The sequence below is a fragment of the Desemzia sp. FAM 23988 genome (assembly GCF_045528365.1).
In the GTDB taxonomy this organism is placed as follows: domain Bacteria; phylum Bacillota; class Bacilli; order Lactobacillales; family Carnobacteriaceae; genus Desemzia.
Genome location: NZ_JBGQQS010000001.1, coordinates 183,081 through 196,264, shown reverse-complemented (window position 1 = coordinate 196,264; position 13,184 = coordinate 183,081). Strand labels below are relative to the sequence as shown.

The window sequence follows — 13,184 nt, the reverse complement described above, 5'->3', positions numbered from 1 at the left end:
AAAAGAGGAAGGTTAGTTTACTGGCGCTATTATTCTATCCTACCAATCTAGATTACATACTTTTGTTCAAATAAACTAAGAAGGCCAATATGAGTACCATAACGATTCCTAAGAAAATAAAAGCCAGAGGTATAGTATAAAAGAAAGTGAGAAAGAGAGAGAAGAGACCGCATAATAAAAATCCGACTCCGAACCCCATAAAAATCGGTTTTGTTCGTTCACTAGCATCGCTGCTTTTATAGTAAAGAAACACCTGTGCTTTCATCGTTAAGAAGAAATAAGCTGTATACAATAAAAGCAACGCGAAAATGGCAAATAAAATGGATAAAATCATATTCATTCCTCCTAAAAGACTAAATTCTTTTCTTAATTCATTATACACCACGCAAAAAGCCATTCCAAAAAGGAATGGCTTTAAAGTCGAAACTTTATGTAAAAATTCCGATGGTACCGTTTATACGTCCAATTAGTATTGAACCCGCACGTTAGCAGGTGGGCTCCACTGTCAAGCATCTAACTACCAAGTGAAAAGGCATGTTATCCGTTTGATTCAGTTTGGATCCCAAAGTATTCGTAAAAAATGTTCGGTCAACACATGTCAGGACATCGCGCATACCTCAGAATTCTTATCCTTATATTAGCACGGAGGGTATTTCCTGTCAACTAGATACGCTCAAGCTAAGGACAAAAAACGTGAAGAAACAATGGAGGCAGCGCTTACGGCTGGTTTTTAGTCCTTTGGTTGATAGAGTCGTATTGCTGAGCTAATGTGTCTTCATATTTACCAGTATGGTTAGGTTCAAAGTAGCGTGCTTTTTTTAATTTGTCCGGCAAATATTGTTGATCTACCCAAGCACCAGGATAACTGTGCGGATATTTGTAATCGACGCCGCGGCCTAATTTGCTGGCTCCGCTGTAATGAGAATCTTTCAAATGATCTGGGACATCACCGCTGTTTCCGTTTCGAATGTCGCTTATTGCTGCGTCAATCGCTGAGATACTGGAATTGGACTTCGGTGATAAACATAAATCAATGACCGTATTGGCTAATGGAATTCTTGCCTCAGGAAAACCAATGCGCTCTGCAGCTTGGACGGCAGTAACAGTACGTGAACAGGCTCCGGGATTGGCTAAACCAATGTCTTCATACGCAATAACCATTAATCTTCTGGAAATGATCGGCAAGTCACCTGCTTCAATCAATCTGCCTAAATAATGAAGTGCAGCGTTCACGTCGCTGCCTCGAACCGATTTTTGTAAAGCTGAAATGACATCGTAATGCGCATCGCCATCTTTATCATGAGTCAACGCTTTCCTTTGAACACATTCTTCCGCAATGTTGAGCGAAATATGAATCGTTCCGTTTTCATCCGGTTTGGTCGATTTAATGGCCAGTTCCAAGCTGTTTAGAGCACTTCTCAAGTCTCCATTAGTGGCCCGAGCAAAATGCAGCAAGGCTGTTTCACTGACTTCTGATGAGTAGCTACCCAAACCACTTTCGGTGTCTTGTAAAGCTCGTTCCATGGCTAATTGAATATCTTCAATAGAAAGAGGTTTCAATTCAAATATTTGTGCCCGGCTTCTTAAGGCGGGGTTAATGGTAATATAGGGATTTTCAGTAGTAGCACCAATCAAAATGATGCGTCCATTTTCCAAATGGGGCAGCAAAAAGTCTTGCTTTGGTTTATCCAGACGATGGACCTCATCCAGCATCAAGATAACGGAACCACTCATTTTGGCCTCTTCTGCAATAATCTGCAAATCTTTTTTAGAATCGGTTGCGGCATTCAACATCCGAAAAGCATATTGGGTAGACCCTGCAATCGCACTGGCAATACTGGTTTTTCCTATTCCTGGAGGACCGTATAAGATCATGGAAGACAGCATTTTAGCGTCTACCATCCGGCGAATGATTTTTCCTTCACCTACTAAATGACTTTGTCCGACGACTTCATCAATATTTGTAGGACGCATTCGAAAAGCTAATGGTTTACTCGTCAATTTTGAATCACTCCTCCTAGAAAAACTTTCTTTTAGTATAGCATTTTTAGCCATTTGTTTCCATCCGAAACGAACATTAGTTCGCTAAATAGTGGATGTTGTCCTTAGAAAATTAAATAGGTTCGCTTTTTTTAGCCAATTTTGCGATAATAGTTTTGACAAAAGAAACTTCTGATTTACAATAGATGAGAAAAAGAAGTTGGCAGGAAGGTAGTGTCAGATAATCGTTATGAAAACAGTAAAACAATTAATCAAAGAAAATAAGATTGAACCGATATGGAGCGAATCCATCATCGGAATTGAAAAAGAAGGTTTGAGAGTTAACCCAGATGGCAGCTTAGCGACTACTGATCATCCCGAAACACTTGGCAGCAGAAGCCATCACCCTTATATTCAAACGGATTTTAGTGAAGTACAATTGGAATTGATTACGCCTCCTCTAAAAAGCAGCAAGAGTATGCAACGGTGGTTGGCAGCTTTGCATGATGTTACGTATCATTCTATGAAAGAAGAAGAACTGATTTGGCCACTGAGCATGCCTGGTACATTGCCGGAAGAAAAACAAATTCCGATCGCTAAATTAGAAAATCAGGCTGATGTAGCTTATCGAGAATATTTAGCTGGTATCTACGGCAAGAAAAAGCAAATGCAAAGCGGAATACACGTCAATTTTGAGTTTGATCAATCGTTTATCGATTCACTGTATCAAAAGCAAACAGAAATCATAAATAAAGAGGCGTTTAAATCAGCCGTTTATATGAAATTGTCTCGGAACTTTTTACGTTACCGCTGGGTATTGAGCTATTTATTTGGTGCTTCTCCAACGGTTTGCAATGACTTTTACTCTGATAGTGAGTCAGTGCCGAAGGATTTTGTGCGCAGCTTGCGCAATAGTCAATTAGGGTATGTGAACAGCAAAAATGTTGTAGTATCCTATGAAACTTTAAATGCTTATGTGGACAGCATTGAAAAATTAGTAGAATCAGGCGATTTATCGGAAGAAAGAGAGTTCTATGCTTCGATTCGCTTGAGAGGAACAAAACAAGTACATGGGTTATTGGATAAAGGAATCTCGTATGTAGAGTTGCGCAATTTTGATTTGAATCCTTTTGATGCATTCAGTATCAACAAGCAGACACTGAACTTTGTAAAATTGTTTTGTTTCGCCTTGATTTGGATGGACGAAGAAAGTACTGCAGTCAATTCCAAAACCGGAGATGACAAAAATCATTTGACCGCTTTAGAACATCCTAAAAAAGAATCGCAGTTTAAAGCTGAAGGACTGGCTTTACTGGAAGAGATGCGGGACATGATAGAGTCCACTAATCAACATGAAAAAGCTTTGGAACTCGTGTCATGGGCGGAAGATGTATTTGAGCATCCAGAAAAAACAGTAGCTGCTCAAATTGTAGACGGTATTCAAGCAGCTGGCGATTATGTCTCCTTTGGTATGGAATTAGCGAAGCAATACAAACAAGATGCTATGGAGAAACCTTATCAATTACGTGGGTTTACATCGCTTGAGATGTCGACTCAATTGTTGATCCATGACGCGATCCAATTGGGAATCAAAGTAAAAGTGATTGATGAGTACGATCAATTTGTCAAATTGACCTATAAAGGTCATGTGGAGTATGTTAAAAACGGCAATATGACAGCTAAAGATACGTATATTTCTTCTTTGATCATGGCTAATAAGACGGTGACGAAAAAAATACTTGCTGAAAATGGTTTTCATATTCCAGCGGGAGGAGAATATCAAACAGTTGAAAAAGCTCAACAGGCATTCTGGCGTTATGAAAACCGACCGATCGTCATAAAACCTAAATCAACCAATTATGGGGTAGGAATCTCTATTTTTAAACAAGGTCCTACAAAAGAAGACTTCAACCAAGCTGTAACGATCGCTTTTAAAGAAGATGAATCGATTCTTGTAGAAGAGTACATTCCAGGAACGGAATACCGGTTGTTTGTCGTCAACAACAAAGTACCTGCTGTCTTATTGCGGACACCAGCCAACGTTGTAGGGGATGGAACATCATCAGTTAAAGCTTTAGTTGAACAGAAGAACCAAGATCCCTTACGCGGAACAAATCACCGAGCACCATTGGAAATCATCCAATTGGGTGAAATCGAGCAACTGATGTTGAAAGAACAAGGGTATTCTGTGGAGAGTGTTCCCGAAAAAGGAGAAACCGTTTATTTAAGAGAAAACTCCAATATCAGTACGGGTGGAGACTCCATCGATGTGACGGATGAAATGGACGAAAGCTACAAAGAAATCGCAGTCCAAATGGCACGAGCGATCGAAGCTAACGTAACAGGAATCGATTTGATCATCCCGGATCTAACCAAAGCTAGTACGCCTGAATCACCTGGATACACAGTGATTGAAGCCAATTTTAATCCCGCTATGCATATGCACGCCTATGTATACAAAGGAAAAAATCGTCGTTTGACCAAAGAGATTTTGACAATGCTGTTTCCTGAACTCTAAACAATTGAGAAAAGGAGTGAGGCTGTGAATGTAAAAAAGATGCTCGCTATATGGTGGCCATTTTTACTGCTGTTGATTATTGAAACACTGTTGATGTTTACCACGATTGATTTACCACCTTACTTTTTTAGTCTGACTGTCTTATCTTTTTTTGTTTTTGCAGGACTTCAAATCATTCTTCATGAAGCAGGACACTTCCTTTGTGGGTGGGCTACAGGATACCGGTTTTTATCTTACCGGATCTTCAGTTTTGTAGTTCTGAAAGAAAAAGGGAAACTGGTTTTTAAACGACAAACTGTTAATGAAGCTGTTGCTCAATGCTTGATGGTTCCAGATAAAGAATGGAATCCGACCCGCTATCCGTATAAATTGTACCTAAGCGGAGGTGTACTCTTCAATGCGATCTGTTCATTGAGCGCCCTTTTTCTCTTAACCAGTGATTTTATTCCAGCTATCTTTCCTCTATTATTTAGCGGAATCGGTTTATTTCTGACTTTATCAAATGGTCTTCCAAAAAGGATGAATGATGGAGCGATCTTAAAGAAATGCCGCAAGAATCCAGCTTACCGTCAAATGATGTATCATCAATTACGCACGGTGTACTATTTAACGGAAAGCCGGACGTTAACCAGTTTGCCGCCGGAATCATTTGAACTGTTTGATGAGGTGGAGCTAAGCGATCCTTTTTCGCTGTATGTGATGCGCTTGGAGTATTACAAATATTTGGAACAGTTCCAATTTGACAAAGCAGCTGTGTTGGTAGAGAAGCAGTGGAATATTAAAGATAAATTGGTTCCGCTAGATAGAATGATGGTTCAAGCAGAAAAGTTGTTTTGTTTAAGCCTGCACCGACAGTCAGCCGAAGAAGCGACAAAAATGTACCACCAAACGGATGTGCAGCTGATGCAAAAATACGAACAGATCACATTTAAACGCATTTTTGCGACCTATTTTCTTTATGTAGAAAATGATCCTGTTAAAGCTCTGATATGGACTAAAGCAGGGTGGAGTTTAGGAAATAGCAATACTTTTGACAACGGCTTGCAAGTGGAAATCAATCTCTTAGAGTGGCTGCGCCAACATGCTCAACTGAAATTAGAGCAACAACCAGCAAACGAAGTACGTCAAGAAGGTGCTGTAAATCTTCGTGATGAAGTTGTTCGATGAAGTAATTAGTGGTACAATTTGGTGACAAATAATAAGTGAATGAGAGGATAACATGGAAAAAATTTATTTAGATCATGCAGCAACCAGCCCAGTTCATCCTGAAGTAGCTGAAGTAACTTACGAAATGATGAAAGCCCATTTTGGTAATGCTTCAAGCATTCATGGATTCGGACGTGACAGCAGAAGAATATTAGATCAATCCAGAATCGTTTTTGCCCAAAGTATCGGAGCAAAACCGAATGAAATCATTGTTACGAGTGGCGGAACAGAAAGCGACAATACAGCGATCATGGAAACAGCTCTATCCAGGAAAGAAGAGGGCATGCATTTGATTACGACAGCGATCGAGCACCATGCTGTTTTAAAACCAATGGAGCATTTGGAATCGTTGGGATTTGAAGTCACGTATTTACCTGTAGATGAAACTGGTCGCGTGAACCCTGAAGATGTGAGAGCTGCTTTACGCCCGGATACGATTTTAGTATCGATCATGTATGGCAATAATGAGGTCGGTACCTTGATGGACATTGCAGCGATTGGGAATATTATCCACGAAAGCGAAACGAAGGCTTATTTTCACGCGGATGCCGTTCAAGCCTATGGATCCGAAGATATTGATGTGAAACGCGATCACATCGATCTATTGTCGGTCTCAGCGCATAAAATCAATGGACCCAAAGGAATCGGCTTCTTATACATCAGCAGCAGTATCCATTTGCCTAGTTTTATGCTGGGCGGCGAACAAGAACAAAAACGTCGGGCCGGAACCGAAAATATTCCAGGTATTGCCGGGTTTAAAAAAGCTGTTGAAATTATGCTGGCAGAAAGAGAAGAACGCAAACTGCATCATCAAGAATTGCGGTCCTATTTGATGCAACAGTTGGACGAGAGCGGTATCGATTATGACTTGAATGGTTCTGATAAACACCATTTGGCACACGTTATCAATGTATGGGTCAAAGGAGTTTGTTCGGAGCAGTTATTGATGAGTTTGGATTTAGTCGGCATTGCTTTATCTGCAGGTTCAGCTTGTACAGCCGGAAATATCGATCCTAGCCATGTATTAGGAGCGATGTACGGTGAAGAAAGCCCACGAATCAGTGAATCGATCCGCATCAGTTTTGGGTTAGGAACGACAAAAGAACAATTGGATATTCTTATGGAAGAACTGACCAAAAGTGTTGCCCGACTAAAAAAATAGCTTAATTCGTGTACTAGAATATGCTATAGTTAAGGTGAAAAGGCTTTATCCTTAAAAGCTTTAACACGACAACAAAGGTGGTAGTCAAATGGCATTTTTAGCAAAAGATAAATTAGACGGCTCAACGGATATGTATCGTATGAGCGAAAGCGTAAAAAAATACACTTTACGAGATAACGGTTTTGAACAATCGAAGAACGGCCATTTTCAATTTAGTCGGGATTTAGAAATAGGTTCAGCAAAAAGTCCTAAATTAAAAATGACAGTTGCCAGCGACCTAAAGACGTTCAAAATGTCTGTCGTAACCGCAAATGGGTTGCGTTCGGTGAACTTATACAAAGGGGATGCCTTTAAAGAAGCACAAGACCGTGCAGGATATGTTTTGGCTGGATTTGTAGAGAGTGGTATTTTAGAAAAAGTGTAGTCTTTAGGTTCTTCATCTTCTAATGTTGGTAAAGAAATTTCCTCCGGCTTAAGGGGTTGCTTATGGAAAGCCATGGGAAAGCCTTGAGCCGAAAACCGCGTCTCAAGGCTTGCAAGCGTTACCGAAGCCGTTGGAGCGCTAGCGACGTACGGATATGGTATGCGTAGCGTAGCGGAGAACAAACCCCGAGTAAAAGCTGAAACTTTAACTCGGGATTAATTCCCATTGCATCCTTATTCATGGCTATAAGCAACCCCATATTCCTCCATAAATTTCTAGAAAATGAGTTTCTAATAGGTTTAGAGTTGAAAAAAATTGTATTTTCTACTTACCAACATCAAATATTGTAGAACCAGTCTTTAAAGCGCCTAGAGCACACCGATGAGATTCGGCAGTGTCCTAGGTGCTTTTTTTAGATAATAGAAAGGTTATTCGGCCATTTTACTTTTGTAGAACATATCCCAATAAATTTTGCCCAATCCAATGTTTCTGCGGGTGATCATTGCACATCTTTTCAAATCATTGTCTTGAAGATCGGACAGGTCATAATGATTGAGGTGTTTTCTTAGATGTGTGATGAAGGGACCATGTACATTTTCCGAGTTCACTAAGAGGAACAAAGAAGAAAGCGTTAAGCGGGCATAGTAATCTTTCAATATCCGAATGTCAATGGAAGGATCTTGCACCAACAGATCAATGGCTTTCTCGATTGCTGTGAGTCCGGTTAATTTTCGTTTATTTTGAAGTACGCTGATAGACAAATGACGGCTAAGGTAGTAGTGGTAATGGGGAGGCGGGCTGTATACAATAGAGCTGCTCTTAAAAAAGCATTGCATAGCTACTAATAAATCTTCGTAATGGTCAATCTCTTCATCAAAACGAATTTCAGGAGCAGAATGAAACAGCTCCAATTTATAAAGTTTGTTGCACAAGAAACCTTCAGTCCTTGTTTGAGCTAGACAAAGCTGAATAGCTTCATTTTTGGACATCAGTCTTGTTTCGTCTGGTCCAGGAATCAGATACAATTCTGAAAGAGTGTTTTCAAAATACCTGCAGGTGACCATATCTCCATTAAAGGATTGGTTGGCCATCATCAGTTCTTCTAACATATCTGCGCCCAACCAATCCATCGCATTGACAAAACAAACGTATTCACCTCTAGCATGTACAAGACCGATATTTTTAGCCACTGAACGACTACTGTACTCTATGTGTATGACTTCAAAGCGAGCATCATTTTTAGCGAATCGGTCGCAAATTTCACCGCTTTTATCAATAGACCCATTATCAATCAAAATAATCTGTAATTTACGATAGGTCTGACTTTTGATGCTATGCAGGCTTTTAGAGAGTGTTTTTTCAACATTTTGGATTGGAACAATAACGGATATCATGGTATTCCCTCCTTATCACTAACCGTTTGAGAGACTAATTATGGGCGATTGAAAATGGAGTGAAATCATTTAAATAAGGTGTAAGCCTTTACACCTTAAGTTTACGCCTATCTTGTTCTTTGTCAATGATTCATTATTGAGACGGGTGTCATACGCATGAAAAGTATTTTCTCCTAAGAATTAAGGTCTTCTTTTTAAAACGCTCTCTTAATAAGTAAAGGCGGCTCTATGGGGTGAAATTTCCTCCGGAATGGACGGGTTTGCTTGTGGAAAGCCATGGGACCGTCTGGAGCCTGTAGTCTCCAGACTTTCAAGCTTCAAACGGAATCGTAAGCGCTGAAGCGCCAACGCTCCGTAATTCACATTTCATCCTTTACATGGCTACAAGAAACCCCTATTCCTCTAGAAATATCACGGGTATCAAACGAGTCACAGCTTAAAAAGCGTGTCTAAATATTTCGGGAAGTTCAAAGAAAGCAGGTCTTTCTCATAATGAAGACCGAAGTCTTCCACTTCACTCAACAGATGGAAAATCTCGTTCATGTCGCTCGGCTCCGCATTTTTCTTTTAGCAGACCAGAGACGAGAAGATTCGTAATCTTATTTTTTATTTAATTTTTTTCATGCGTGTGACGTGATTGAGACGGACACCCATACTTTTTAACAAAAAGCCATTTTTTGATCGGCAAACCTTGCATTCCTATTAATAGTTAGTATAATAGGTAAGACTGGAAAAATACGACCTTCAAATCGTTAAGATTTTCAGAATCTATTTGAAATGATGGTGATAAAATGACAGACAACAGTAAAATCCGTGTTGTTGTAGGAATGAGTGGCGGCGTTGATTCGTCAGTAACAGCTCATGTCTTAAAAGAGCAAGGATACGACGTTGTAGGTATTTTTATGAAAAACTGGGACGATACGGATGAATTCGGTATGTGTACCGCAACGGATGATTACAATGATGTCGCTCTTGTAGCAAATCAAATCGGGATTCCGTACTATTCGATCAACTTCGAAAAACAATATTGGGATAAAGTCTTTACGTATTTCTTAGAAGAATACAAAAAAGGCCGTACACCTAACCCTGATGTAATGTGTAACAAAGAAGTCAAATTCAAAGCTTTCTTAGACTACGCGATGGATTTAGGGGCAGATTATGTAGCTACTGGACATTACGCACGAGTAGAACGTGATGAAAATGGTGTAACACATATGTTGCGTGGGGTAGACAACAATAAAGACCAAACGTACTTCTTAAATCAATTGTCACAAGAACAATTGTCTAAAGTTATGTTCCCATTAGGCGGCATGGAAAAACCAGAAGTACGCCGCATTGCTGAAGAAGCAGGCTTAGCAACCGCTAAGAAAAAAGACTCTACTGGAGTTTGCTTTATCGGAGAGCGCGACTTCAAGAAATTCTTGATGGAATACCTGCCAGCTCAACCAGGTAACATGGTGACTCCTGAAGGGGAAATCAAAGGCCAACACGATGGATTGATGTATTACACGATCGGACAACGTCAAGGTTTAGGAATTGGCGGCGGCGGTAAAACAAATGATCCATGGTTCGTAATCGGAAAAGATCTTGAAACCAACACTCTTTATGTTGGTCAAGGCTACCACCACGAATGGTTGTACGCAACTCATTTAGAAGCGTCAGATATCCACTTTACTTCTAAGGAAGCAAAACCGGCTACGTTTAAATGTACCGCTAAATTTCGTTACCGCCAAGCAGATACAGGCGTAACTGTTCATATGAACAGCGATGGAACGAGCGCTACAGTTGAATTTGACGAACCCGTGCGAGCGATCACACCAGGACAATCGGTTGTCTTCTACGATGGCGACGAATGTTTAGGCGGCGGAACAATCGACAAGGCATATAGCAATGTGAAAGAATTGCATTACGTGTAAACAAAAAAAGATTGGAACAGACTTGTTTCAATCCTTTTTTGTGCGTTAGTTTGTCAAATTAAGTGTAATACGTTTTCCATAAATACCTCATGCAGTGTTTTTATTTGAAACATTTCCTTAGTCGAGTGTTGATTCATGCTAACATGAAGTCAAACTTCTCGGGGGTAACCCTGTTAAAATTAGTTCCTTTAGTGAATCAATTCTCGAAACGGGAGCAAATGAAGCCACGAGTTACTGTTTTTTTAAATTCAGTAGAAAATCCATTTATTATTAAAGGGAGTAAGAAAATCACTTAGTTTTGTGGAGGAGAACATTGGATCAGAGTTAGCAAAAGGCAGCGAAATCATTACAGAACAGGAAGTAGAACGGTTAAACAGTTTTTCGTAAGGAATGAAACAGCGTTTAAAAATCGGAATGGCTAGTTAGAGTAGATTGAGAAAGCTGTACTTTTTTCACAGAAATGTGTTTTAAAAGGAAATAAAGCTTGATTCTTAATTTAAACGTGGTAAAATTGATTTTGCATTTATTTTGTGAAATTATCTAGGAGGATTTTTATAATGACAGATGGAAAAACTAAAGTTAGTACAGCTTCACTAAAAGTATTAGCAGGATGGGGAATAGACACAATTTATGGTATTCCTTCAGGAACTCTAGCTCCTTTAATGGAAGCTTTAGGAGAACAAGACGAGACAGACATTAAATTCCTACAAGTAAAACATGAAGAAGTTGGAGCCATGGCAGCTGTAATGCAATGGAAATTCGGAGGCAAATTGGGTGTTTGTGTTGGATCAGGTGGTCCTGGTGCTTCTCACTTAATCAATGGTCTTTACGATGCAGCAATGGATAACACACCAGTTTTAGCTATCTTAGGATCTCGTCCACAACGTGAATTAAACATGGACGCATTCCAAGAATTAAACCAAAACCCAATGTTCGATCACATCGCAGTATACAACCGTCGTGTTGCTTACGCTGAACAATTACCAAAATTGATCGACGATGCAATCCGTACTGCTATCTCTAAACGTGGAGTAGCTGTATTAGAAGTACCTGGCGACTTCGGTTACCATGAAATTGCTAATGACGCATTCTACTCTTCAGGTCACAGCTACCGTGATTACGTTTCTTCTGCAATCAACGAAGCAGATATCGATGCAGCTGTTGAAGTATTAAACAACGCTAAACGTCCTGTAATCTATGCAGGTATCGGAACTATGGGACATGGTCCAGCAGTTCAAGAATTATCTCGTAAACTTAAAGCTCCAGTTATCACAACTGGTAAAAACTTTGAAACTTTCGACTATGACTTTGAAGGATTAACTGGTTCAACATACCGTGTTGGTTGGAAACCAGCTAACGAAACTGTTAGAGAAGCAGATACAGTTCTTTTCGTTGGTTCAAACTTCCCGTTTGCTGAAGTAGAAAATACTTTCGGAAGCGTTGAAAAATTCATCCAAATCGACAACAATCCAACAATGCTTGGTAAACGTCATAACGCAGATGTTGCTATTCTTGGTGATGCTGGTGAAGCAGTTCATTCATTACTAGAAAAAGTAGCACCTGTTGAAGAATCAGCTTGGTGGAATGCTAACTTGAAAAACGTTCAAAACTGGCGTGACTACATGACTAAGTTGGAAACAAAAGAATCTGGTGCTTTACAACTTTATCAAGTATATAACGCTATCAACAAATATGCTGACGAAGATGCAATCTACTCAATTGATGTTGGTAACTCAACTCAAACATCTATCCGTCACTTGCACATGACTCCTAAAAACATGTGGAGAACTTCTCCATTATTTGCTTCAATGGGTATCGCACTTCCAGGTGGTATTGCAGCTAATAATGTTTACCCTGGACGTCAAGTATTTAACTTAATGGGTGACGGTGCGTTCTCTATGAACTACCAAGACGTTGTTACTAACGTACGTTACGACATGCCTGCTATCAACGTAGTATTCACTAACACTGAGTATGGATTCATCAAGAACAAATATGAAGATACAAACACAAATACTTTCGGTACTGAATTTACTGATGTAGACTACGCTAAAATTGGTGAAGCTCAAGGAGCTGTTGGTTTCACAGTAAGCCGTATCGAAGACATGGATCAAGTAATGGCTGAAGCTGTTAAAGCTAACAAAGCAGGTAAAACTGTTGTAATCGATGCTAAAATTACTAAAGATCGTCCAATTCCAGTAGAAACATTGAAATTAGACCCTTCATTCTACAGTGAAGAAGAAATCAAAGCTTACAAAGAAAAATATGAAGCTGAAGAATTAGTACCATTTAGCGCATACCTAAAAGCTGAAGGTCTAGAATCTATCGCAACTAAATAATTTTTCTAAACTGCAACTGATAGTTTAATAAAAAGGCAAGTCGCTTATTTAAAGCGGCTTGTCTTTTTTTTGTTAGTTTTTTTTAAAGACGTTAGCCAACCTTAATGAAAAAAATGCTTGATTTTTCAACTTTATATAATAAGCTTAAAAGATAAAACAATTAAAAAAATATATATATCCATCGAGTGAGAAAAAACACGTGATAAATTTTACATTCTAATTCCTGTGACAATATTTGTATTTCA

9 protein-coding genes are annotated in these 13,184 nt (G+C 39.4%); 6 read left to right on the top strand and 3 right to left on the bottom strand.

Translation table 11 applies throughout. The annotated features are described in order from the left end of the window. Window positions 1-52: 52 nt before the first annotated feature. Together ACEN4L_RS01000 and ACEN4L_RS00995 are read right to left on the bottom strand one after the other, a co-directional pair. Entirely contained in the window at window positions 53-334 is a 282-nt protein-coding gene (locus tag ACEN4L_RS01000) for a hypothetical protein (protein ID WP_407095483.1), read from the bottom strand. A gap of 383 nt (window positions 335-717) precedes the next feature. After that, window positions 718-1,974 (bottom strand): replication-associated recombination protein A, encoded by a 1,257-nt coding sequence (locus ACEN4L_RS00995; RefSeq protein ID WP_407095569.1) that lies wholly within the window; start codon window positions 1,972-1,974, stop codon window positions 718-720. Between the two features lie 256 nt (window positions 1,975-2,230). Here ACEN4L_RS00995 and gshAB point away from each other — a divergent pair, with 256 nt between their 5' ends. The 4 genes from gshAB (at window position 2,231) to ACEN4L_RS00975 (ending at window position 7,290) form a co-directional block, all read left to right on the top strand. Continuing rightward, window positions 2,231-4,498, top strand: a complete 2,268-nt coding sequence (gshAB, locus tag ACEN4L_RS00990) for a bifunctional glutamate--cysteine ligase GshA/glutathione synthetase GshB (RefSeq protein WP_407095482.1) — start codon at window positions 2,231-2,233, stop codon at window positions 4,496-4,498. Between the two features lie 24 nt (window positions 4,499-4,522). Continuing rightward, a complete protein-coding gene (locus ACEN4L_RS00985; RefSeq protein ID WP_407095481.1) occupies window positions 4,523-5,665 on the top strand; it encodes a hypothetical protein in 1,143 nt (380 codons plus the stop codon). A 52-nt stretch (window positions 5,666-5,717) separates the two neighbouring features. Then, on the top strand, window positions 5,718-6,866 hold the full coding sequence (locus tag ACEN4L_RS00980; RefSeq protein ID WP_407095480.1) for a cysteine desulfurase family protein: 1,149 nt from the start codon (window positions 5,718-5,720) through the stop codon (window positions 6,864-6,866). Between the two features lie 88 nt (window positions 6,867-6,954). Further along, complete coding sequence (locus ACEN4L_RS00975) at window positions 6,955-7,290, top strand: cysteine desulfurase (RefSeq protein ID WP_407095479.1); 336 nt, start codon at window positions 6,955-6,957, stop codon at window positions 7,288-7,290. Window positions 7,291-7,718: 428 nt separating this feature from the next. Here the strand turns inward: ACEN4L_RS00975 and ACEN4L_RS00970 are convergent, their stop codons facing one another. Beyond that, on the bottom strand, window positions 7,719-8,684 hold the full coding sequence (locus ACEN4L_RS00970) for a glycosyltransferase family 2 protein (protein WP_407095478.1): 966 nt from the start codon (window positions 8,682-8,684) through the stop codon (window positions 7,719-7,721). A 791-nt stretch (window positions 8,685-9,475) separates the two neighbouring features. On the opposite strand from ACEN4L_RS00970, the gene mnmA reads away from it, so the two are divergent. Continuing rightward, window positions 9,476-10,600 (top strand): tRNA 2-thiouridine(34) synthase MnmA, encoded by a 1,125-nt coding sequence (gene mnmA / locus ACEN4L_RS00965; RefSeq protein WP_407095477.1) that lies wholly within the window; start codon window positions 9,476-9,478, stop codon window positions 10,598-10,600. 557 nt (window positions 10,601-11,157) lie between these two features. Then, entirely contained in the window at window positions 11,158-12,939 is a 1,782-nt protein-coding gene (spxB, locus tag ACEN4L_RS00960) for a pyruvate oxidase (RefSeq protein WP_407095476.1), read from the top strand. Window positions 12,940-13,184: the final 245 nt, after the last annotated feature.